Genomic DNA, 24,668 nt, shown 5'->3' with positions numbered 1-24,668 from the left:
TTTATAAAACTGTTTTGAATTCGTGTAGATTTGAAAGTAAGTAAGCTGTCAAAACCGAAATCATTAAATAAAAAACATTTATAAAGAGTTTTTGTGTCCTTGCGGAAAGGATTAAAATATGTCAAGATTTAGAGGATCTTTATTTAAAAAATCACGTCGTTACGGATTTTCATTACTAGAAAACGATAAAGAATTTGCAAAAGGAAAACAAAGAAAATACGCTCCAGGACAACACGGACAAAAACGTGCAAAATTAACTGACTATGGACTACACTTATACGAAAAACAAAAAGTTCGTTACATGTATGGTCTAAATGAAAGACAATTCCACAATACTTTCGTTAAAGCTTCTAAAAAATCAGGGGTTACAGGAACAAATTTCCTACAAACTCTAGAATCACGTCTAGATAACTTAGTATACCGTGCAGGATTTGCTAAAACAAGAGCACAAGCTCGTCAATTAGTAAATCACGGACACTTCACACTAGACGGACACAAGGCTGACATTCCTTCAATGTTAGTATCAGTAAATTCAGTTATTGAATTAAAAGAAAAATCAAGAAATAACTCAGAAATTAAAGAAGCTATGGAACAAAGAGCTGTTGCTGAATGAGTAAAAAGAGAAGACTTCAAAGCAACTTTCACTCGTTTACCTGAAAGAAATGAATTAAATAAAGACATTAACGAATCACTAATCGTTGAGTTCTACAACCGTTAATTATCAAAAAAAGTTCAAGCCCTTGCGCCTGAACTTTTTTATTAACTTATTTTTTGAAGTCAATAACTGCTCTTCCTAAGAACTCACCTTTTTCCAATTTTTCGAAAATATCAGCAACTTCTTCTAGGCTAACAGTTTTTGTAACTTCACTTTTTACTAATCCTCTTGCAGCATAATCAAGAGCTTCTTGTAGATCTTTTCTTGTTCCTACTATTGAACCTGCTAATTCTCTTTCAAATAATACAGTTCAGAAGACAGAAACAGGGAACTCATCTTTTCCTAAGTTGTCTTTAGCTGGAAGACCCACTAAAACTTGTCTTCCACCACGACGTAACATTTCCATTCCTTCGTAAGCAGCTTTTGTTGATACTGATGTGTTGATTACCGCATGAACTCCACCATCAGTAACTTCTAAAATTTCTTTTACTGCATTTACTTTCTTAGAGTTGAATGCATATTCAGCACCAGATTTTAATGCTAGTTCTACCTTGTCATCCGATAAGTCAATTCCAATAGGACGATATCCCATTGCTTTGGCATATTGAATTGCCATTTGACCTAGTCCACCAACCCCGATAACTGCTACATATTCACCAGGTTTTAATTTTGCTTGTTTTACTGCTTTATATGTTGTAACACCAGCACAAACAACTGGAGCACCTGTGATGATATCTAGATTTGCAGGAACTTTTCCTACATAGTCTTCATGACCGATTGCATATTCAGCAAATGATCCATCTTTTGTATATGCAGACATATTTTGGTTAGGACATAGAGTTTCTTTACCTGTTAAACAGTATTCACAGTGTCCACATGCATCATGTAACCATGCTAAACAAACTCTGTCTCCTATTTTTAAGTGGGTGCATCCAGGACCCAATTTTGTTACAATACCAATTCCTTCATGTCCTGGAATTAGTGGATATTTTGGTTGTACTAATCAATCGAAATTAGCAGCATGTAAGTCAGTATGACAAATACCACTAGTTTCCATTTTAATTAAAACTTCTTTTTCTTTTGGTTCAGGAATATCAACTTCCTCAACACTTCATTGACGTGGTGAACGCACCACAAATGCTTTCATTTTTGCAGACATTTTTTTGCTTCCTTAAATGTTTTTTCTTTCACTTAAATTATATTAAATGCCTAAATTAAAGTCAAGAGGTATCAAAAAAAGTACTCACAACAAGTACTTTTTTCTAAAACTTCTAACTGTTAGCGTTGGGTAAAAAACTTAAAAGAGCAATAAAGACCACAACAACAAATAAAGGTAATAAAATTGATAATATTAATTTCAAAGTTTGTTTTGGACTTTTCTTTGTGTTTACTTCTGATACATTGTTTGATGAATTCTTTTTCATAATGCTTATTATATTCTTTTTTAAAAATAGGTTCAAAATTACAATGTTTATTTAAAAGTAAGTAAAATTTAAAGTTATGAAAAAAGAGTCAAGTAATCACAAAAAAACTGAAATATATATCGATTTTGAGGCAATAACTAATCCTTTTGCTAAAATGATTGGTCTAAAAAGTGGAACTCCATATTGTTATACTTTGGGAATAAAAAATAATTTTAATGTGATAAAAACTCATACATTTGTAAATGACTTCAAAAAATCTGATTATATGAAAGTAATGCGTGAAGCAATAATCAGAGATATTAACCGCATCGATAACACAATAAAAATGAGTGAAGTTATTTTTGTAGGTCACAACCCAGTGTTGGAAAAGAAAATAATTAAAGAACTTTTTCCTAACAATGAAGTAAAACCGCTCTTATCACATGCAACTGTCTCGCTTGACTTAATAACTCACAAAGATTTTAATCAGCCATACTTTACCGAAGTAAGAAATGCGATTCTTTCAAATACTAAAAATAATGTTTTAGAAAATAAATTTGTCCATGATGGCTCACTAGCTAGCTTTGTGGGATGCTTGTTATTTTGTATGCAAAAACAAAGAAAAATCCCCTTTAAAAGATACAACCTGGAAATTAGTCGGCAAACAGTTCTAAAAGAATTAAAACAATATTCAAAAGATGATGTTTTAAAAATGTTCTGAATTGATGAACGCAGAGACGATATTGATGAAATGATAAAATTGTTGAATCATAAAAAAGAATTTTTAAAATTGTTGAATCAATTTCAGTTGGAAGACTCAATGACGATAAAGGAACTGAAAGAAAAAATTTGGGACATCTAGACAACAACTAAGCCAGTGTCAAAAACTGGCTTTTTTTGTTACAATACTTTAAGTATGGAGAAAATCACTAAGAGAAGAAATATTATTCGAAGACATTTTCCTGCTTCGAAACAAGATTGACTAAGATATTTAAAAAACACTCTACCAGTAGTCGTGGCAGAGTTAGTTTTTTCTTTAACCTCTTTTATTGATAATTTCATGGTTGCTCCAATCGAAAATGGAACAACAGCGCTTTCCTATGCTAATACGTGATCAGGAATAGTAACAACTATTTTCATTACCATTAATATGATTGTCGGAATGTTAGTAGGACAATTTTATGGAAGTAAACAATATTCAAAAATTAATCAAATAATGGCTTTAAGAATTTGAACCTATGTGTCAATTGGAGTAATTTTTGCAATCTGTGCTTGGTCGATGCCGGCTGAAATGATTCGGTTGATTGGAAGAGATGATGAACCTGCAGTTAACACCGGAGTAAGTTACATCCGCTTGATTGCTATTTGTTGAATATTGTTGGCAGTTGCTTGAAATACTAATGGACTTTTGAATGAGACAGGACACTCAAAATATGCTTTCTTTACTGCTTGTTTAAACTTGTCTATCAATGCAACAATTAATGCTATTTGTATCTATGGTTTTAAATTAGGAACTTATTCCGCTGCTTATGGAACAATTGCTTCGGTCTTTATTTCAATCTTTTTGGATAATTTTTGAATGAGTAGGAAAAGAAAAGAGATTGTAATAAAAGTTAAAAACCTATTTAAAATAAGTCGCGAAATTACAGTTTTATTTTTTAAGAGAGGTTTTTCATTTGGTATTGCAATAGCGGGAATGATTGTTATTCCATTGCGAATGCCGATTTGAAACGATGGATTTATACCTGGCAGAGTAGGCGAAAAATGAATGAATATGAATGCTGCTGCTGTGCTTTCACTAACAGAAAGTATTTCCACTGTTTTTGGAGCGGTGACAGTCGCCTGCGGGGCTAATGTCAGTGTGTTTGTTGCATCAAATCTAGGAAAAAATGATTTTGATGAAGCAGATAAACATGCTCATGCCTTAAAAGGATTCCATGCTACAGCGGGTGCTTTATTTTCATTAATATTATTGATATTTGTATTTATTATTTATCAAACTGAAATGTTGTCTGGTGGAATAGCTGAAAAGATTCAAACACTATACAAAGATAAAGACTTTTCAACAATTCAAAATGATCTTCAAGGAAGTAAATTTTACTCATTATATGATTGAACTAACACAGATAAAGATGCATTAATCACAGCAATGAGTAACTATGCAAAAAATGTAAATAGTAATTTGATTTGTTGAACTTTATTGACAGTTGCTTTAGTTAATCCACTATGAGCTTGATTCTACACAACTAATGCACTAATAGCTAGTGGTGGGCGTTCAAACTTGAGTAGTTTAACTACTTTAGTAGCACAATGATCTCAATTCATTTTCTTAATTATTATTCGTTTTGCAATAGTGCCACACACAAACATTTCTATTGCTTGAGCATACTTTATTTTCTATTGTTGAGACCTAGTAAGGCTAGCAATTTATGAAGTCGTACAACACAGAAATGACTGAAAAAGAAATGTCAACCACGAAATTGAAAAAATTACAACTGCAAAACAAGTACAAAGTGAAAACTAGGTTGTCCTAGTTTTTTTATTGCTTTTTAAATCTCTCAAAAAAGCAATTTTTCTCCCATTTAAGCATTGAAAAATTAATTTTTTAACTTTTATATTCAATAGAATATAATTTTAGAATTATGGAAAATGACAAGATTATCATTAAAGGAGCAAGAGAAAATAACTTAAAAAATATTGATTTGGAAATTCCGAGAGGAAAATTAGTTGTTTTTACAGGACTTAGTGGTTCAGGAAAATCAAGCCTTGCTTTCAACACAATTTATGAAGAAGGAAGAAGAAGATATGTTGACTCACTTTCTTCATATGCACGTCAATTTTTAGGTAACACAAAACGTCCAAATGTTGATAGTATTGAAGGATTGAGTCCTTCGATCAGTATCGAGCAAAAAACTACTCACAATAACCCTCGTTCAATTGTTGGAACTGTTACAGAAATTTATGACTATCTAAGATTGTTATATGCAAGAATTGGAAAAGCTTATTGTCCTAAACATAATATCGAAATAAAGGCACAAAAATTAAAAGACATTATTGATGCAATTTTTCAACTACCGGAAAATACTAAATTATATATTCTCGCTCCTGTTGTACAAGGTGAAAAAGGAACTCATCAAGTACTGCTAGCAAAACTAAAAAAAGATGGTTTCGTGCGTGTCAAAATTAATGACGCAATTTTTAGTCTTGACGATGAAATAAAATTAGATAAAAATAAACGTTGAAATATTGATATAGTCATTGACCGTTTAACCTTGAAATATGACATGCGTCAAAGAATTTCTGAAGCAGTTGAAATTGCCTTAGGATACTCAAAAGGACTAGTCAATGTTCATGAAGTTGATGGTGCTACTCAACAATTTTCAATTTTCCATGCTTGTGAGTATGGTGATTTTGATATGCCTAAGATTGAACCTAAATTATTTTCATTCAACTCTCCATTTGGAATGTGTGAGGAATGTAAGGGTCTAGGTGTTAAACAATCAGTTGATGTCAACAAATTAATTCCTAATTTCAAACGAAGCATTCGTGGTGGTGGAATTAAATATTTTGAAAATACAGTCAACACAACGAATCTTGAGTGACAAGAATTTAAAGTACTGCTTGATCACTATGACATTAGTATTGACTTACCGCTAGAGAAAATCGAACAAGATAAAATGAGAATTTTATTGTATGGTTCAGATGAACCTTTAACTTATACACTGATTTCAGCTTCAGGAAATAAATATAATCGCAGTGGGTACATTGAAGGTATTGCAACAATGTTAGAACGTAAATATCTTGAAACCACTAGTGAAGATATTCGAGCCTGATATGGAAAATTTATGTCAGAAATTGTTTGTTCTTCTTGCAAGGGAGCTAGATTAAATCCTAAAGCTTTGGCAGTTAAATTAGGAAATCAAAATATTTATGAAGCTTGCAAAAATGACATAAACACCTTGCTTGAATTTATTAATAACTTAGAATTAGATGCAACCGAAAAGGAAATTGCTAACTTAATTCTTATTGAAATTAAACACCGTCTTGAGTTTTTGGTAAACGTTGGTTTAGACTACTTAACCCTAAATCGTAAGGCTGAAACATTGAGTGGGGGAGAAAGCCAAAGAATTCGTTTGGCCACACAAATTGGAGCAAATTTAACTGGAATTTTATATGTTTTAGACGAACCAAGCATTGGATTACATCAGGCTGATAATCGTAAGTTACTGAATTCACTAAGAAAAATGGTTGATATCGGTAACACTCTTGTTGTTGTAGAACACGATGAAGAAACAATTTTTGATGCCGATTATATTGTTGATATAGGACCTAAAGCTGGAGAAGAAGGCGGTTATGTTGTAGCTACTGGCTCAGTTGAAGACATTGCCAAAGCACCTGAGTCTATCACTGGTAAATATCTTTCTGGAGAATGAAAAATCGCAGTCCCAGAATCACGCCGCAGTGGAAATGGCAAAGTGTTAAAAATCAAAGGTGCATCAATGAATAACTTAAAGAAGGTTGATGTTGATATTCCTTTAGGTAAATTGGTCTGTGTTACTGGTGTTAGTGGTTCAGGGAAAAGTACTTTAGTAAATGAAGTTATAGTTAATGAATTAAATAAATACATAAATGAGTTCAATTATGAGTCTGAGATAGCAAAAATGAGTGGTTATGTCAATATCGACAAAATTATCCAAATAACACAAAGTCCGATCGGTCGTACACCGCGTTCTAACCCAGCTACTTATACTTCTGTTTTCGATGATATTCGTGATGTTTTTGCTAATGTTGAAGAGTCAAGATTCAGAGGATACACAAAAGGCCGTTTCAGTTTCAATGTTCCTGGTGGGCGTTGCGATAAATGTCAAGGGGACGGAGTAATTAAAATCGAAATGCACTTCTTGCCTGATGTTTATGTTGACTGTGATCACTGTGATGGAAAACGTTACAATCTGGAAACTTTAGAAATCAAATATCATGGCAAAAACATTAATGATGTACTAAATATGAGAATAAAAGAAGCTTATGAATTTTTTGCTGCTAAAAAGAAAATTCAAGACAAACTAAAAACACTAATGGATGTTGGTTTAGATTACATTCAGCTAGGTCAAAGTGCAACAACATTGAGTGGTGGAGAAGCCCAAAGGGTCAAGCTAGCAACGTTTTTACAAAAGAAACCCACAGGTAAAACATTGTATGTACTTGATGAACCAACTACTGGTCTTCATACTCACGATGTTAAAAAATTACTTTCAGTAATTAACCGCATTGTTGATAGTGGCGACAGTGTTTTAGTAATAGAACATAATTTAGATGTAATTAAGTCTGCTGACCACATAATTGACTTAGGTCCAGGTGGCGGAAGATATGGTGGAAAAATAGTGGCTACTGGTACTCCAGAGCAAGTTAGCTTAGTAAACGGTTCGCTGACAGGTAAATACCTTGCTGAAATGTTGAAAAAATAACTCAATATTAAAGGTTATTTATTAAAATTTAAGATACATAAAGGAGGAATATGACAGCATATATCCCTGATGATCAAAGTACGGTCTTAAAATTAGGAGATCTTCGTCTTTATTCTTTTTTAATGATGCTAGGAATGTTTTGTGCTATTCTTACCGTCTATTGATTTTGAAAAAGAGAGAAATATAAATTTGACCTTTTCGTGTGAGTAGTAATAGTCACTTTACCTTCAGCTATCATTGGAGCGCGTTTATTCTTTATTTTCGAAAGAATTGCAGTCAAGGATTGAATAACACTTAAGCATTGGTACAAAATTTGAGAGGGTGGACTCTCAATTCAAGGGGGGGTTGTCACTGCTGCCATTGCTGACTTGATTTTTCTATCATTTTTCAGAAAACAAGTAGATTTACGCAAATGTCTTTCAATCATTTTGCCAACTGTCTTCATCGGTCAAGCAATTGGTAGATGAGGAAACTTCGCAAATCATGAAGTTTTTGGACAAATTGTAGGTGCTGACGATTGATCAATAGTTTGACTGCCAAACTTCATCAAATCACACATGTATATAACTGACGGTGGTGAAACAGCATACCGTGCTCCATTGTTCTTGTATGAATCGATGGCAAACTTGCTAGGATATATTATTTTAGTTTGAGTTCTAAATAAATGAAATTGATTGAGACCAGGAACTACTGGTGGACTATACTGAATTTGATACGGTGTGGTTCGTTTATCAATGGAAAATTTACGTGCTGAAAGTTATACATTCTATAATGTTCTTTCGGTAATTTACATAGTTGTAGGTGTACTTCTTGTACTTGTATTTGAATTCACAACTAACAAACGCTACACAATTTACAAAGTTAATCAGTATGGAACCAAATGAATTTACTTCATTGTTTGAGAAGATTCAGTTTCATTTACTATGCGCCGCCAAAAAGAAATTGAAAGAATCAATTTGCTAAAAAACAAAGAAAAATTGGAGGCGGTACATGAATAACAAGTATGATGTGGTTATTATTGGGGGAGGTCCTGCTGGACTAACTGCCGCAGTTTATACAACAAGAAGCAGTTTGAAAACTGTCTTTATTGAAAACAAAGTTCCTGGTGGAAAATTACCATTTCAGTCAAAGATTGAAAATTGACCCGGAGAATTATTAATTCAAGGAGCTCAGTTAGCGACAAAAATGTTTCAACAAGCACAAGAAAATGGTGCGGAATTTATTTATGGTGAAGTTGTTAAAATAGAAAACGATCCTAATGATAATTTTGCTAAAAAAGTGATTCTAAATGATGGACAAGTTATTGAAACAAAAACAATAATTATTGCGACCGGAATGCAAAACAGAATCCCAAAAGAAATCAAAGGTATTGATTATTTTGATGGTAAAGGTGTAAGTTACTGCGCTATTTGTGATGGGCCTAACTTTAAAAACCAACCTATTGGAATCATCGGTGGTGGAAACTCTGCCATTGAAGAAGGGGCATATGTTGCTTCTTTTGCATCTAAAGTTTATATTTTTGTAAGAGATGAAATTATTGCTGAGAAAAAACTAGTCGAAGAACTGGAAGCTAAAAGTAACGTTGAAATTATTAAAAACTCTCAAATTCTTGAAATACTTCCTAATGAAAATGATAGTGTAGGAAGTGTTGTGGTTAAAATGGGTGAAGAAATAAAAACAATTAAATTGGCAGCACTATTTCCATACATTGGATTCATTCCTTCGACAAGTTTTTTAAAGGATTTAAATATTTTAGCTCCTAATGGCTTCATTATAACCAATGAAAACATGGAAACAGCGGTTCCTAATATCTATGCAGCAGGAGACGTTAGAGTAAAAGAGATTCGTCAAATTACTACAGCTGTAAGCGACGGAACAATAGCTGCCAAGAATATTACTAACAAACTATAATTGACTGAAAAAGTACTCATTTTGGGTGCTTTTTTTTGTTACAAAAAAATTAGCACAAGGCTAATTTTAATCAAATAAACTAATATTATTGTTTTCGTCTAATTTGTCTAAAATATTTAAAGATTTTAGATTTTCTAAAATTCTAGAGTTGATTTGTGTTCTTTCTTGCAAATCTTCAACAGACAAGAATGGATTTTGATTACGAGCATTAATTATCGATTCTGCCACTGATTCTCCAAGTGAATCAACATTGATAAAAGGTGGAATCAAAGCTTTTTTGTCATAATCAATTACTCATTCTTTAGCAAGCGAACGTTCTAAGTCAACATTAAGAATCTTGTAACCACGAGCATATAATTCTTGACCGATTTCTAAACCATCCAAATAATTTTGCTCTTTAGTAGTTGATTGTTTATTTCTAATTAGTGTGTTAATTTCTTCAATTCTTTGATCAATTGCTTCTTTTGAATCTGATAGTACCTTAATGTCATTTGATTCTGTTCTAGTAGTGAAATATGTTGCGTAGTATTCAAGTGGATAATAAATCTTAAATCAAGCAATTCTTCAGGCCATAATAACGTAGGCAGTAGCATGGGCTTTGGGGAACATGTACTTAATTTTTTGCAGTGATTCAATATATCAATCAGGTACATTATGATCTCTTAGAAGATTTTCTTCTTCAGGAGTCAATCCTTTACCTTTACGAACTTTTTCCATAATATCAAAGCTTTTTTTAGGATCTACTTGATGCAAGATTAAGGTGTTCATAATATCATCACGACAACAAACTAATTGCGATAGATCAAAATTGTATTTTTTAATCAATTCTTCAGCATTACCAGTTCAAACATCTGTACCATGACTCAAACCAGAAAGAGAAATTAAATCGCTAAATTTTTTGGCTTTTGCACTTTTTAACATCCGGCGCACGAATTGAGTACCGAATTCTGGCAATCCTTTAGCTCCTGTTACCTCACCGCCAATTTGATTTGGATCAATATTCAGTGACTCAGTTGTAGAAAATAACTTGATAACTTTTTCATCCGATTTAGGAATATTTTTAACATTTATTTTAGTTAGTCTTTCTAGCATTCTAATAGCAGTCGGATCATCGTGTCCTAAAATATCAAGTTTCAGTAAGTTATCGTGAATAGAATGGAAATCAAAGTGAGTAGTTTTTCAATCACTGCTTTTATCATTAGCTGGATAGTTTATTGGAGTAAAATCTTCAACGTCATATTCTTTTGGAACAATGATAATTCCTCCAGGGTGCTGTCCTGTTGTACGTTTTACTCCCGTTGATTTTCCTGCTAAAAATTCAATGTAGGCGGTAGAAAATGAGCGTGATTGAGCATTGACTATTTCATCATATTTTTTAACAAAACCATATGCTGTTTTTGAAGCAATAGTTGAAATGGTACCAGCTCTAAAAGTGTGACTTTCTCCAAATAATTCACGAACATAGTTGTGAATGTATGCTTGATAGTCTCCAGAGAAGTTTAGATCAATGTCAGGAACCTTGTCAGCATTAAAACCTAGAAATGTTTCAAAAGGAATTGAGTGTCCGTCTTTTGTCAAAGGAATAGCACAGTTCGGACACAATTTATCTTTTAGATCTCAACCGCTTGATAATTCAGGACTAGGATCGAACATTTCAAAAAACTTACATTGTGAACACAAGTAGTGTGGATTTAAGGGATTAACTTCTGAAATTCCAGATAAATTTGCAACGATAGATGAACCTACTGAACCACGGCTTCCAACTAAGTAGCCTTCATCATTAGATTTTTTTACCAACTTATGACTTATTCAATAAATAACACTGTATCCATTTTCAGTGATTGGTTTAAGCTCTCTATCAATTCTTTTTGCAATGGCTTCAGGCAGTATTTCACCGTATCTTTCGCGGGCTGTTTTGTATACAAGTTCAGTCAATTTATTGGTACTATCATCAAAAATAGGTTTAAATAAATCTTTCTTGATTACTTCAATTTTTTCAATCTGGTTTGCTATTAAATGAGTGTTATAAATAACTATTTCTTTGATTAGTTTATCGTCATTCAAGAAACTGAATTCAGCCAGCATTTCTTCTGTTGTCTTGTAATCTAGAACCGGGTATGCCTTAGTGTTTTGATCTTTAAATGAGTGCAATCAGTGTTTTTTACCACCAACACCATCCGCAAAAATATACACATGGTGAAGAATTTTTTCAATTTCTTCAGTATAACGAGCATCTGAAACCGCAACACAAGGTATATTATGTTTCTTTGCTAATTCAATAACCATTTTATAAGCGGTTTTTATTGCTTCCAGACTGTTTATATCACCTCGCACTACACGATATTGCATTGTTGATAAGGGAGCGAATTCAATATAGTCATAACGAGTAATTTCTTTTTCTATATCTTCTGAACAACCAGTGAAAACTTTGTCTCAGAAATAAGAAAGATGAGTAGAAGTTCCTATCAATAAATCTTCACCTTTTTGTATATCTTCAAGAAATACTCTTAACCCATTGTGATAGTCTTCAGTACTTCCTTTAGATACAATTTGAAATAGTTTCTTCAATCCTTTTTGATTTTTTGCCAACAATCTTATTTCATAAGGAAATTTTTTTCGATAGAATTCAGGATCGATTTTTTGACGTAGCTGAGCTGATGTAGTAATTTCCAAATCTCGTGCTAGTTTACTTATCATTTTAATTCAAATTTCAGCCAATACTTTCGCATCTTGATCGGCTCTGTGGGCTGTTTCTTCATCATAAACAACATCGAATTTTTTTGCCACTACTCCTAATCTGAATTTGCTGTTTAGTGGAAATAAAATTCTGGCAACAAACATTGTGTCGATACCCTTAATATCTAGATATGGTAAATTTCAACGTTTAAACAGTTCTTTTGAGTGACTGATGTCAAAATTTGCATTGTGAGCTACTGCGATACCACTTGAAAGAATTTTGTGAATTTTGTGTGCTGCTTCTTCCTGACTAATTCCATATGTTTCTAACATTTCGTTAGTAATGTTAGTAAGTTCAGTAGTAAATTTAGATATTGGTTTCGAAGGTTTAACAAAAAACTGAATTTTGTCAATAGTCTCGCCATTTTCAACTATTACTGCTCCAAACTCGATGATTTCATCAAATATTGGACTCAACCCGCTTGTTTCTAAGTCAAAAACAATGTATCTTTGAGTCGCTAGGTCAAAATCTTGGCTTGATAATACAGTTCCATTATCCTTGGTGATAGAAGATAAAGTTGCTCCATAAATAGGTTTTAATGAATCTAATTTTTTAGTAGCATTGAAAAAATCTGGAAAGGCCTGAACACCATCTATATCAGTTATTGCTAGTGCTTGATGTCCGTATCTTTGAGCTGTTTTGATATAGTCAGAGGCTGACACAACTCCGTCTTGCGTTGACATATTTGAACGCAATGCAAGCTCAATTCTTTTTTCTGGAGCATTGTCAGTTTTATTATTTCACAATGGTTCGATTTCGGCGACAGAATCGACACGAAGAATTTTTCTTTTTAAATACGGATCCATTTCTATTTTTCCTTTAATAGAAACGAAGGAATTTTCCTTTATCTCAATGTCTTTATTAATTATTTTGGCAGTAATAGCTTCAGAAAAATCACTAACCGTGAAGGTTTTTATTACAAAGTTATCGCGAATTTTTCTTTCATCGATACCGAACACTTGACCTTTAATTTCAACGTTTTCAACATACTCAATATCAATATCCTTAATTGCTATTTGCTTGTATTCGCGTGGTGAAGATTTTCGAGGAACAAAAGCAGTTTTCTTTTGCTCGTTCTCGACCATTTTTTTGCTTTCTTCAATTTGTGCCGATGCTTCAGAAATGAGTCTTTCAATTTCTTTATTTGTATCTCTTGTTTCTTCTTTTTTAAGTGATAATTTAAGACTTATATTTTTGAATCCCCAACCAACTAAAAAAGCATTAATTGTATCTTTGTAGGCACTAAGAACATCAAGAGTTTTTTTGTAAGAACTGGTAATTGTTAAATATGTTCCATCTGATAATGAAACATTAGTTTTAGATATTTTAATTAATTCATTATAAAGGGACTTGTTTTTCATCTCTGCTGCTAACAGAAGATAGTCAAAAATTAAGTGTGCATCCATTGAATTAAAACGCACTGAAAGCTTAAGATCTAAATTAGGAAAGCATTTGTTTAATGACTCATAAAAATAACGGAATTTTGAAAGAGTTATGTGGTGGTCAAAAACAATTTGCATCTCAATCGCATCGGTTACTTCACTATATTTAGCATACGGTACTGAAAATGAATTAAATTCATCATCGACTTTAATATTACATTTTAGACAAAGCTTTTTAAAAATCTCCATAATTACCTCTTTATAAATATGTGTAAATTAGCATTGAAGCAATGGTAAGAATTGACACACTATCAAATCTATCCATGATTCCACCGTGTCCTGGAATTAAATTACTGAAATCTTTAATTTTAAGACTTCTTTTGAAAGCGGAAAATAATAAATCCGCATAGATTGTAATAGGAGCAAGAAACAAAACTCCAAAAGCAACTTGCAAATCACTTGTGTAGATTGTTGTGATGCTATTTTTGGCCACCATCCCTGGAAGACAAAATAACATATAGACTGCTAAACTACCCAGTAGAAACGCACACAACGCACCCTCTCATGTTTTTTTGGGACTCAATCTAGGAGCAAATTTTCTTTTAATGGTCTTTTGTCCAAAAGCCATACCACCCAGCATTGCACTAGTATCGACAGAAACTGCCACTAATTCTATTGCTAATAAAATATAAATATTTTTGACATTAACAATGAATAGAATCTTGCTAAAAATTGGCACAATAAGCAGTACTAGCAAGGCAATAAGCCACTGTGATCATATGATTTTTTTTATATTTAAAAGCATGGCTAATAAAAAGGGGATAAAAGCAAAAATCAGGTCTGTAAAATATAGCTTGTCACTAAACGAAATTGCCAAAAAGGCATAACGGTTCAATAAAATTTTGGAATCTATTGCTCAAAATGCTTGATTTTTTAGATTGGCAAAGATCTCATAAGGTAACAACATCATGAGTAAAATACCAGTCATAAGCAGTATTTTTGAGGCTAAATCGATATTAAAATGCTTAATAATTTCCCAACTTGCTCAAAGTGCAAAGGCAATATAAAAACAAATGCCAATTATTCTTCCGACAAAATTGGCATAGTAAGTAATAAAAACAAAAGGTATTAGTATTAAAAATAAAATCGTGGCACTGAATGCTCTTTTTGTTAAATTTTTCATTTTATATAGTCATTAAATCTTTTTCTTTTTCTTCGCTCATTTTGTTAACAACTTCAACTTGCTTGTCAACATGTTTTTGCACTACATCAAGGTAATTTTTTTGCAAGTCTTCACTTAATTCTTTGTCAGCTTTGATTGCTTTGTTAACATCTTGACGGGCTTGACGAATTCCAACTCTTGCTTGCTCAGTTAGTTGGTTTAATTGTTTAACCATTTCTTTTCTTTTTTCGGTGGTCATTGCTGGGTATGAAAGACGAATTTGATTTCCTTCGTTTGAAACTGAAACTGGTAATTTGTAATCTTTGATTGCTTTTTCAATTTCTTTGATTGAACCCATATCGTATGGTTTTACTAATAGTTGCAATGCACTCGCAACTGAGATAGCTGCTATTTCATCTAGGTTCATAATAGAATCATAGTAATTAACTTTAACTTTGTTTACTAAATTAGGATTTGCTCTTCCTACGGCTACTTTTTGCATTTGAATTTCAAAATTATTGATTGCTTTTTGACATTCTTCTTCTAATTGCATTAAATAAAAATCTAATTCCATAGTTTGTCTCCTTATTAAAAATTATTTGTGCACTCTTGTTGAAACAATGTTGCCATCAATGGCTTTCAATAGTGAATCTTCCTCATTAATGTTAAAAATTAATAATTCAATATCGTTATCTTTAGCCATTGATACTGCAGTTTGATCCATTACTCTTAAGTCTCTTGCAAGAATTTCGTCATATGTAATTTCATCAAATCTTTGGGCATTTGGGTTTAATTTAGGATCGCTATCATAAACTCCTTCGACATTGTTTTTACCCATTAAAATAGCTTCGGCTCCGATTTCTGAAGCAAATAAAGTTGAAGCTGTATCGGTAGTAAAGAATGGTCTACCTGTTCCACCGGCAAAGATTACTACTTCACCATCTTGTAGATATTTTTTAGCTCTCTCATTAACATACACTTCACACACTTTTGGATCCATTGTCAATGAATTAAGAACACGACATTGTAGACCTTGATTTTCGAAACCTGACTGTAGTGCCAAAGCATTCATGGTTGTTGCCAACATTCCGATGTAGTCAGCTCTTACCCGATTAATTCCGTTTTTTTCAGCACTGGTTCCTCTTCAAAAGTTTCCTCCACCCACAACAATTGCCACTTCAACATTTTTAGCAACTATTTTTTTAAGTTGTGAGGCAAATTTCTTAACTAGTTCATAGTCAATAGCAAGAGATTTAGACTTGTTTGCTAATCCTTCTCCTGATAATTTAATTAAAACTCTTTTATAAGCCATAGCCACCTTCCTAAATTTATTAAATAAATTTTAACATTTTAACTGCCTAAAGTCAAAAAGCTATGGATTTTGTTCTAATTTTTTTGCAATTTCCAACAGTTTTTTCTTGCCTTTTTTCACTGCATCGAAAGCGCCAGAACGAGTCATTGCTAATTCCTCTGACATTTCACTAAATGAAAGATCTTCAATTAAGTGAAGATAGAGTGCTTGGCGTTGTGAAGTTGGCAAAAGTTGTTGATATTTTTCAAATAATTCAACTAAATATTCACGTTCTTCTAAGTCTTTATCATCAATTTTACTCATCACTTAACCCCATTGTCAGCGCGTAAATGAAATTATCTAAGTCAAATTCTTGTAAATCATCCACTTTTTCACCAAGTCCAATGAATTTTACATTGATACCCAGTTCATCTCTAATTGTTAAGACAATTCCACCTTTTGATGTTCCGTCCATTTTTGTTAAGACAATTCCAGTCAATGGAGTAACTTCACCGAATAATTTTGCTTGACTGATTCCATTTTGTCCTGTTGTTGCATCAATGGAAAGAAGTGTTTCTTGTGGAGCATTTTCGATTTTAGAACTTATTACTCTTTTGATTTTCGCTAGTTCATTCATAAGATTTGCTTTGTTTTGCAATCTTCCGGCAGTGTCTATCAATAAAACATCGTAGTGTCCTTCGAGAGCCTTATCACAAGCTCTAAACGCCACACTAGCTGGATCTGTTTCGTTTTCATTAGGTTTAACTATATCAACATTTACTCTTTGTGCTCATACTTCTAGTTGTTCTACAGCGGCTGCCCTAAATGTATCTCCTGCTGCAACTAAAACTTTATAACCTTCATTTTTCAACTTGTTAGCTATTTTAATGATGGAAGTTGTTTTTCCAGTTCCATTTACTCCAACCATTAAAATGACGTTCAAACGTCCTTTTTGAATATCTAAAGTTGTATCCACCACACTGTTTGCTGTGTAAATGGTAAATAATTTGTCAGCAATAATTTCTTTAATTAGCTTGATATCTTTAATATTTTCATTTTTTACTTCTTTTTTGATTTCATGAACTATTATGTCAACCAGCTTCACACTGATGTCTGACATAATTAGAACTTCTTCTAACTCTTCAAAAAAGTCTTCATCAATTTCGTTGTGTTGATTTTCAAGTGATTTAATCATTTCACTGAAAGATGTATTCGACCTACTTAATCCTGAGATGTATTTGTCAACTTTTTTCTTGTTTGATAGCTCTTTTTCTATTTCTTTTGCTTTTTTGTTTTTTATCTCTTCGTTAACTTTTTCAATTTCATCTTCTTTTGATTTAAAAATTCTGTCTTTTAATTTTTTGAAAAAACCCATATTTTACTCCATTAATCATAAGTAATTATATAAAAGCAAATGGCAAAGCTATTTACTTAAAAAATCAATTTTTCTCTTTTTGAAACAATATTGACAACAACTAAATCTAATAAAAATGCCAGTATGAAACCTAAGTTTATGTATCAATATCAATCGTTTCTAACATTCAAAAAGATTGTCAAAAAGCATGCGGCTAGGCATATTATTAGACCTGAAAATTTTTGTAAATATATCTGCTTTTTAAACGTAATTTCAATCTTCTTAACACTCGCGAAAAAGAACATTGAGTGGTATCAAGTATTTCCGTGCTTTAATAAAAAAAGTACACAAGATGAGTACAAAATTATGATTAATCCAAGATTTGGTCCTACACTCAAGAAATATTTTTTGACTCAATTAACACTATCAAGATGATGCGCTATAGGAATTAAAACAGGTAATAAAAAAAGATTTAAAATAATCAAAACTCCTACTAGCTGCAAACAAAATCTTCTTTTCTTATTCATAATTCTTAATTATATATTCTTTGGTCTAAAAGCAAACCACAAGCAAACAAAAAGGATTTTAAAAAATTAAGAAATGTTATAAAATTTTTAAATTATGCAAAATCAAGAACAAATCACAAAAAAACCGAACAAAATTAAGTCATGAATTCTTAAAAAGACTGAAACTAGTTCATTAAAAGAATTATTTTGACCTCGTGATTTCGGCATGATTATGAAATTAACAACCCCTATTTTTATTCAAGTGTTTATTACCGTGATTGCAACACTAGTTGCTTCTTTAAGTATTAATTGATACAAAGAAATTTATCACTCTGACACTAATGATACAACTGGGACATATTTTTACATTGCTGCCAAGATTATTCTCGTTTTTAACTTGATTAAGTTTATTCCCTCTTTGGTTACAAGTGGTGTATTAATAATTTGTTCTAATGTTATTGGTCAAGAAAGAAGAGAAGAATTACCAAAGATAATTTGAACTGGAGTAGTAGTCAATTTAATTATTTCACTCGTATTCTTTGTTCTAATGTACTTTTTAGCTGGTGTATTGTTAAAAGCAATGGGTGCAAGAGATACAAAAGCAATTTATGATGTCAATGGTAGTGTGTTACACAGGAGTGAGTTAGTTTTTGCTACTCAATACTTACGTAATATGCTTTATTGACTGTTTGTTTACTCAGCAGCACAAGTTTTCGCTGCCGCACTGCAATCAATTAAGAAAAATAATATAGCTGTTATTGGTGCAATTACTGGTAATTTTGTTGGTATAGCATTTTTATACATGGTTCTATATATTCCAAAAAGTGGTGACACAATCATGTGAGCATCCGCATATTACGTACTTAGTGCCTTTATTCAATTGTGTATCAATTTTGCTTTTTGCTACTTTTTAATTTTGAAGAAATACCCTACTCCTATAAAACAACTATTTCAGTGAAAATACTGTTGAGACACGTTTAAATTAGGTACTCCTATTGCTTTGGAATATGGAGTGTGAACTATAAGTCAGTTCTTAGTTTCTAGTGCAATTAGTAATGGTGAACTAGGCGATAGATATGTAGCATTGTGAAGAGTTATTGTCGTTTTAAGCGGGTTCTTTTCTGCATTCAACACTGCTCTGGGTGCTGTTACTAATGTGTTAATAGGAGTTGAAATAGGTAGAAATGACTTAAAAAGAGCTTACAATCTTGGCTGACAATTGTTTATGGTAGGTATCTATATAACCATTATTTCTGGAATAGTATTTTTAGCACTAACACATCCTTTCTTCATGCTTTACAAAGTCGATAAGGACGTTATCAAAACATTAGGATATGCTATTGTAGCACTAACACTTGCAAAAATCCTGGCTGACGTTGCTAATTTAACATTCTTAAGAGCATTATGAAGTGCTAGTGACATTTGAGTACCTATTCTTATTTCGATAGTAACTATGATGGCAGTACAAGTATCAATAGTTTATCTAATTATCAATGTCGGTTACAATAAAGGACAAGGGTCAATCAAAACAGCCAGTGAGTGCTTTATTTGAGTATTTGTTGGCCTAATTAGCGACCCATTATTAAGATCCTTTATCTATACTGTACGATGAACAAGAAAGACCTGACACAAGTATATTAAGCAATTCTAGTCTTACTTTGTTATAATATTTTTATAAATCTATGAAAAATGGTGCCCGTTACGGGCTTTTATTTTGGAGGTAAACAGATGTACGGAATTGTTTTTTACCTTGACAAAGAAAAACTAATTAAAGAATACAAAGGCGACTATCACCAAGGGTATGAAGAAATTCGTGCCTTGATGCGTAAATATGGTTTCCATTGATTATCAAACAGTTTTTACTTCAGTAAAACTCTTGATGTTTTAGCTAAAATTCATAAATTAGTTACACGTCTTCGTGATGTAGAATGGTTCAAGAAATCATTGATCAGCTTCAATGTTTTCAAAATGGAAGATATGAGCGATTATACCGAGCTAATAAAGGATGATTTCACTCACAAAATTCCAATGGAATAAGAAAAACTTGGTTGTTTGAACCAAGTTTTTTTCATACTCATTATTTAATAGTGAAATTGTGATTGGTGTTTGTTTGCAATTCTGTTGTTAGTGCTTGTTTAAGTTCGACATTGTTTACTGTTAAACTCACTGGTGATTGATATTCTTGACCGTGGTCATTATCAAATGCAGTGATATCCATTTCATTTACTGATTCAGGAAGTACAACTTCTTTTAGTTCTGGGTTATTTCCGAATGCATAACCTCTAATTTTTTGTACTCCATCAAGAGTTACGCTTTGTAAATTAGCACCGAAGAATGTACTATTTTCAATGATTTTTACTGAAGATGGAATTTTTACTGTGGTTAGTTTTGTGTTCTCGAAGGCCTCTGAACCAATTTGAGTTAAGCTCTCAGGAAGTTGGATATTTTCAATACTTGTTCCTTCAAATGCATTAGAACCGATTGATGATAGACTGGTTGCTTTTGAAAAATCGACATTTTTTAATGCACTGACATTATAGAAGGCTCTGTCACCAATTTTTTGTAATGAAGCTGGTAAGATAATATTTTCAATAACTGCTCTTTTAACTTTAGAATTGTCAATAGTTCCATCTGCTTTTCTTTCTTCGCCATATGTTAGATTTGCTAAAGCAATGAAACTGAATCCTTGATTAGGAATTTCTTTAATGTCGGCTTGTGATAAATCTCAAGTTTTAGTTGAAGAATTATATTGATCTAGGTATTTTTGTCATTGTGTTACTGCAAAAGAGTCATTAACTACCTGCGCTGTTTGCCCACAACTTAAAGCTACAATTGGTAAAGATAAAACACTCAATGATAACACTGAAGTTAGTAATAATTTCTTTGTTAATTTCATAAAAACTATTATACCAAATACAAAACTTATATAATTTTTAATAAATTTGGAGGTTAGTATGGAAAAAGAAGATAAAAAATTTGAACTTGTTGCTGCCTATCAACCAACAGGTGACCAACCGCAAGCAATTGAGCGCTTAGTTGAAAATTTAAACAATGGAGTTCAAGACCAAGTATTGCTTGGGGTTACTGGATCGGGAAAAACTTTTACTATCGCTAACGTTATCGCTCGTGTTAATCGTCCGTGCTTAGTTTTGAGTCACAATAAGACATTAGCCAGTCAGTTATATAGTGAATTAAAAACATTTTTTCCAAACAACAGGGTGGAATATTTTATTTCATATTTTGATTACTACCGTCCTGAAGCGTACATACCAAGTAGAGATATTTTTATTGACAAAACTTCAAAAAATAACAAAGAAATTGAAGCAATGAGACACAGAACAGTTAATGCTTTAAGCTTAAGAAGAGACACAATTGTTGTTGGGTCTGTTGCATCAATTTATGGTGCTTTCAATCCTAGTGAGTATCGTGAGTCATTTTTGCCAATTGAAGTTGGAATGAATTTTGATCGCCGTTTCTTCATGGTTAAACTTGTTCAAATGGGTTATTCAAGAAACCAATTAACACTCAACAGGGGTAATTTTTCACTCAAAGGAGACACATTTGAAATCGCTCCTTCTTGAACTGATGAATTCAATTTAAGAATAGAATTTTTTGATGATGAAATTGAAAAAATTGTCACTGTTGATCCTGTTAGCAGAATGGTATTAAAAAACATTCATGCTACTACCATTTTTCCTGCCACAGCCTACACTACTAAACCTGAAACAGTACAGAAAATAGTCAGTGAAATTAATGAAGAATTACAGCAAAGACTAAAAGAATTTGAACAGCAAGGTAAACTTCTTGAGTATCAAAGACTAAAAGAAAGAATCAATAATGACATGGATAGTTTGAGTGAATTCGGTTATGTTAGTGGGATTGAAAATTACTCAAGATACATTGATGGACGTGAGCCAGGACAAAAACCATACACATTATTAGATTATTTACCAAGTGATGCAATTATTTTTATTGATGAAAGTCACATTATGCTTCCACAATTACACGGAATGTTTAATGGAGATCGTTCTAGAAAACAAACTCTTGTTGAATATGGTTTTCGTTTGCCATCGGCACTAGATAATAGACCTTTAAAATTCCACGAATTTGAAGAATATCCTTTCCAAAAAGTTTATATTTCTGCTACACCAGGTGATTATGAAGTTGATAAAACAGAAGGTGAAGTTATTACCCAATTTATTCGCCCAACTGGATTGCTGGATCCTATCATCGAAATACGACCAACCGAAAATCAAATGGAAAATATTTTTGATGAACTTAAGAAACAAAAAGAAAATAATGATCGCACTCTAATTCTTACAACAACCAAGAGAAACGCTGAAGAATTGAATAAGTTTTTAGTTTCAAAGGGCGTAAAGGCTGCTTACATTCACTCAGAATTTAACACTTTTGAAAGAAATACAATTTTAAGGAAACTACGTAAAGGAATTTATGACGTTGTTATCGGAATTAATCTTTTACGTGAGGGAATTGACTTACCAGAAGTCAGTCTGATTTGTTTACTTGATGCAGATAAAAATGGTTTCATGCGTAATACAACAAGTTTGATTCAAATTGTTGGACGGGCAGCAAGAAATGATCATGGGAGAGTTATATTCTATGCTGACACAATGAGTAAAGCAATGGAAGAAACAATTCAAGACAACAAGGTAAAAAGAGAAATTCAGATCAAATATAATCAAAAACATAACATTGTTCCGAAAACTATTATTAAAGAAATTGTTGAACCAATCGAAAATGAAGAATTACTTGAAGAAGTTGAACAAATGGCACAAGAAGCGAAAAAATCAAAAGTTCCTGTTACTGAAAGAGAAAAACTTTTTGAAAAATTACGTCAGCAAATGCGTGAAGCTTCACAAGCACTTGATTTTGAAAGAGCTGCTAAATTAAGAGACATGATTTTAGAATTAGGTGGAGATTTAGAAAAATAGAAAGCTGTTGCAGCTTTCTATTTTTTGAACTCAATCTTTTTCAAATAAGAATATAAAACAACTGAACCTTCTTTTTGTTTAAGTTCTACTAACAATGTTGCTGTCTTGCTTTCATCATCAGTTTGAAGATTGTATGATGTTGAGTAAATATTTTTGTCATATGAATTTGTTTGTGGTTTAAAAGAAATAACACTTTGTTTCAATAGTGAACTAAAAACATTTTTAGTATCAATTGAGTCAATGAAATCTTGGTATTTTGAGTCTTCTTTGAGTGTAAAAAGCAGTGTTTTTGAGTCATTTTTGAATGACTGGATAGCTTGGCTTCTTTCTTCTTCACTCAAGCCTTTTTTAACAAAAGAACCTACCTGTGTTATGTCTTTTTGTCCTTCTACATACTCTCCGGCAGTGTGAATAATTTTGACTCTTAATTTAAATTGCTTTGTGCTGTTATTGAATACTGGATTTATTTCTATTGTGTGTCCTGATGAAAGTTTATTAACATTGAACAATGTTACATTGACTGATTTTGCAATTTCTTCATCTTTAAATACTTTTTTAATATCTTTGTTTACTTTTTTATATGTTTTTTCAAACAACGAACGAAATTCTTCAAAAGAAAGATTGTTGGTACTATTAACTTCAATTTTAAAACCTTTGAAAACTTCTTCTAATTGTGAAACATTTAAGTCATTTGTTTTGTTATCACAAGAAGTAACAATCATTGGTGTTGCAAGAAATGCTGTTAAAACTAACGAACCGAAAATAAATTTAAGACTTTTTCTCATACTTACACCATTATGTATTTAAGATTTTTTGCTTGTTCGTAAATGATATCACCGCCTTGCAATGACACTGAACCATTGTGAGTGTGGAATGATAATAAAATGATTGAAAAAACAATACTTAAACTAAACGAAATAAATGTTAGGTACACAACTTTGGGTTTGTCATTGCGTGCGTGAATAAATTCAGGAATTAGTTCAAAGACTGAAGTAAAAACAATTACTGCTCCAGCTAGAGTTTGTAATGCTGGTAATAATCAACCAGATTTTAGAAATAAAGGACCACTATAAGCACCAATAAACATCACTGGAATGATTAATAACATTGTGTAGAAATTGTACAAAAGTGCTTTTCAACGAGTCTGTCCATATTGCAACTGTCTGTAATAAATAATTAGAGATTCAATTAAAATGTGAATATTAAAAGTAACTATCAATGATATGTTTGGGTTGGTATAGTCGTCACTAGTGAATTGAAAAACACTATATCCTAAAACTATACCGTCGATAATTCTGTGGCTCAATAGCATGAAAATTGCTACTCAAGCTGCTCTTGGGTTGTCTATATCAGTTAAAGAAATAAAGTGATCTGAGTGGTTGTGATCAGTGTGTGATTTATGAACTTCCTCTTTGCTTAATTTAACCATAGCAAATCTTCAGCCTATTACTAGACCCAAACCGACAAATGAACTTATTCCCATAATTAAAGCCATGTAAAGTTGTTCTTTTGCTGAACTGCCCCCGGTTAGACTTTTTCCTTGATCGCTCGAGTGAAATCAAGTTTCTAATCCTGTTGATGATTCTTTCATAAATCCTAGTGCCCCTATCATTAAAAACATTCCGGCGCTAAATGCATATAAATAAATCATCTTAGAGCTTTTTACATTTTTTTTGACTAGTCCAACTAAAAATGAAATAATCATTGGTCCTAATAGCAATATCAAAATGTAAAGAAGAAGGTTAACAAAAATTGTTAAACCATAATTATTGTTGAATGTTGACTGTGTAAAAAACATTTTTTATTTACCTTTCCTTATATTTTTTTTGTCAAATACAGTCTGAAAATTT

General features: G+C 32.1%; 20 protein-coding genes. 9 read left to right on the top strand and 11 right to left on the bottom strand.

The genetic code is table 4. The annotated features are described in order from the left end of the window. Positions 1 to 118: 118 nt before the first annotated feature. Positions 119 to 718, top strand: a complete 600-nt coding sequence (rpsD, locus tag ACWXVT_RS01005) for a 30S ribosomal protein S4 (RefSeq protein WP_438341415.1) — start codon at positions 119 to 121, stop codon at positions 716 to 718. 46 nt (positions 719 to 764) lie between these two features. On the opposite strand, the gene adhP is transcribed toward rpsD, so the two are convergent. Continuing rightward, positions 765 to 1,814: an alcohol dehydrogenase AdhP gene (gene adhP / locus ACWXVT_RS01000; protein WP_455967705.1), complete on the bottom strand. Its 1,050-nt coding sequence runs from the start codon at positions 1,812 to 1,814 to the stop codon at positions 765 to 767. Between the two features lie 112 nt (positions 1,815 to 1,926). Continuing rightward, on the bottom strand, positions 1,927 to 2,079 hold the full coding sequence (locus ACWXVT_RS00995) for a hypothetical protein (protein ID WP_455967704.1): 153 nt from the start codon (positions 2,077 to 2,079) through the stop codon (positions 1,927 to 1,929). Positions 2,080 to 2,155: 76 nt separating this feature from the next. On the opposite strand from ACWXVT_RS00995, the gene ACWXVT_RS00990 reads away from it, so the two are divergent. The 5 genes from ACWXVT_RS00990 to ACWXVT_RS00970 all read left to right on the top strand — a co-directional run bounded on the left by ACWXVT_RS00990 (position 2,156) and on the right by ACWXVT_RS00970 (position 9,434). Further along, a complete protein-coding gene (locus ACWXVT_RS00990; protein ID WP_438341418.1) occupies positions 2,156 to 2,920 on the top strand; it encodes a hypothetical protein in 765 nt (254 codons plus the stop codon). 54 nt (positions 2,921 to 2,974) lie between these two features. Further along, positions 2,975 to 4,582, top strand: a complete 1,608-nt coding sequence (locus tag ACWXVT_RS00985) for an MATE family efflux transporter (RefSeq protein ID WP_455967703.1) — start codon at positions 2,975 to 2,977, stop codon at positions 4,580 to 4,582. 118 nt (positions 4,583 to 4,700) lie between these two features. After that, positions 4,701 to 7,523 (top strand): excinuclease ABC subunit UvrA, encoded by a 2,823-nt coding sequence (gene uvrA / locus ACWXVT_RS00980; RefSeq protein ID WP_438341420.1) that lies wholly within the window; start codon positions 4,701 to 4,703, stop codon positions 7,521 to 7,523. Positions 7,524 to 7,573: 50 nt separating this feature from the next. Further along, positions 7,574 to 8,521, top strand: a complete 948-nt coding sequence (gene lgt / locus ACWXVT_RS00975) for a prolipoprotein diacylglyceryl transferase (protein ID WP_438341421.1) — start codon at positions 7,574 to 7,576, stop codon at positions 8,519 to 8,521. Then, the gene (locus tag ACWXVT_RS00970; RefSeq protein ID WP_438341422.1) at positions 8,514 to 9,434 is read left to right on the top strand and encodes an FAD-dependent oxidoreductase; all 921 of its coding nucleotides are present in this window, start codon (positions 8,514 to 8,516) and stop codon (positions 9,432 to 9,434) included. Before lgt ends, ACWXVT_RS00970 begins: the two co-directional genes overlap by 8 nt. Positions 9,435 to 9,500: 66 nt before the next feature. Here the strand turns inward: ACWXVT_RS00970 and ACWXVT_RS00965 are convergent, their stop codons facing one another. The 6 genes from ACWXVT_RS00965 to ftsY are packed head-to-tail and all read right to left on the bottom strand — an operon-like array spanning position 9,501 to position 17,381. Continuing rightward, a complete protein-coding gene (locus ACWXVT_RS00965) occupies positions 9,501 to 13,802 on the bottom strand; it encodes a PolC-type DNA polymerase III (protein WP_455967702.1) in 4,302 nt (1,433 codons plus the stop codon). A 10-nt stretch (positions 13,803 to 13,812) separates the two neighbouring features. Continuing rightward, positions 13,813 to 14,736, bottom strand: a complete 924-nt coding sequence (locus ACWXVT_RS00960; RefSeq protein WP_455967701.1) for a phosphatidate cytidylyltransferase — start codon at positions 14,734 to 14,736, stop codon at positions 13,813 to 13,815. Between the two features lies 1 nt (position 14,737). Beyond that, entirely contained in the window at positions 14,738 to 15,289 is a 552-nt protein-coding gene (locus ACWXVT_RS00955) for a ribosome recycling factor (protein ID WP_438341425.1), read from the bottom strand. Positions 15,290 to 15,310: 21 nt separating this feature from the next. Continuing rightward, positions 15,311 to 16,027: a UMP kinase gene (pyrH, locus tag ACWXVT_RS00950; RefSeq protein WP_438341426.1), complete on the bottom strand. Its 717-nt coding sequence runs from the start codon at positions 16,025 to 16,027 to the stop codon at positions 15,311 to 15,313. Between the two features lie 60 nt (positions 16,028 to 16,087). Beyond that, a complete protein-coding gene (locus ACWXVT_RS00945; RefSeq protein ID WP_438341427.1) occupies positions 16,088 to 16,330 on the bottom strand; it encodes a sigma factor-like helix-turn-helix DNA-binding protein in 243 nt (80 codons plus the stop codon). Then, a complete protein-coding gene (gene ftsY, locus ACWXVT_RS00940; RefSeq protein WP_438341428.1) occupies positions 16,323 to 17,381 on the bottom strand; it encodes a signal recognition particle-docking protein FtsY in 1,059 nt (352 codons plus the stop codon). Before ftsY ends, ACWXVT_RS00945 begins: the two co-directional genes overlap by 8 nt. A 600-nt stretch (positions 17,382 to 17,981) precedes the next feature. Between ftsY and ACWXVT_RS00935 the strand changes: the two genes are divergently transcribed. Together ACWXVT_RS00935 and ACWXVT_RS00930 are read left to right on the top strand one after the other, a co-directional pair. Continuing rightward, entirely contained in the window at positions 17,982 to 19,517 is a 1,536-nt protein-coding gene (locus ACWXVT_RS00935; protein ID WP_455967700.1) for an MATE family efflux transporter, read from the top strand. A gap of 77 nt (positions 19,518 to 19,594) precedes the next feature. Then, positions 19,595 to 19,903, top strand: coding sequence for a hypothetical protein (locus ACWXVT_RS00930; protein ID WP_455967699.1), 309 nt, complete (start codon positions 19,595 to 19,597; stop codon positions 19,901 to 19,903). A 40-nt stretch (positions 19,904 to 19,943) separates the two neighbouring features. Here ACWXVT_RS00930 and ACWXVT_RS00925 read toward each other — a convergent pair whose 3' ends face one another. Then, on the bottom strand, positions 19,944 to 20,762 hold the full coding sequence (locus ACWXVT_RS00925; protein ID WP_455967698.1) for a leucine-rich repeat domain-containing protein: 819 nt from the start codon (positions 20,760 to 20,762) through the stop codon (positions 19,944 to 19,946). Between the two features lie 58 nt (positions 20,763 to 20,820). Between ACWXVT_RS00925 and uvrB the strand changes: the two genes are divergently transcribed. Further along, complete coding sequence (uvrB, locus tag ACWXVT_RS00920; RefSeq protein ID WP_438341433.1) at positions 20,821 to 22,818, top strand: excinuclease ABC subunit UvrB; 1,998 nt, start codon at positions 20,821 to 20,823, stop codon at positions 22,816 to 22,818. Positions 22,819 to 22,835: 17 nt separating this feature from the next. Here uvrB and ACWXVT_RS00915 read toward each other — a convergent pair whose 3' ends face one another. Continuing rightward, positions 22,836 to 23,603, bottom strand: a complete 768-nt coding sequence (locus ACWXVT_RS00915) for a hypothetical protein (RefSeq protein ID WP_455967697.1) — start codon at positions 23,601 to 23,603, stop codon at positions 22,836 to 22,838. 2 nt (positions 23,604 to 23,605) lie between these two features. Then, the gene (locus tag ACWXVT_RS00910; protein WP_438341435.1) at positions 23,606 to 24,616 is read right to left on the bottom strand and encodes a ZIP family metal transporter; all 1,011 of its coding nucleotides are present in this window, start codon (positions 24,614 to 24,616) and stop codon (positions 23,606 to 23,608) included. Positions 24,617 to 24,668: the final 52 nt, after the last annotated feature.

The sequence above is a fragment of the Mycoplasma sp. 1573 genome, assembly GCF_053851775.1.
This window is presented reverse-complemented; position numbering and strand designations above follow the sequence as displayed.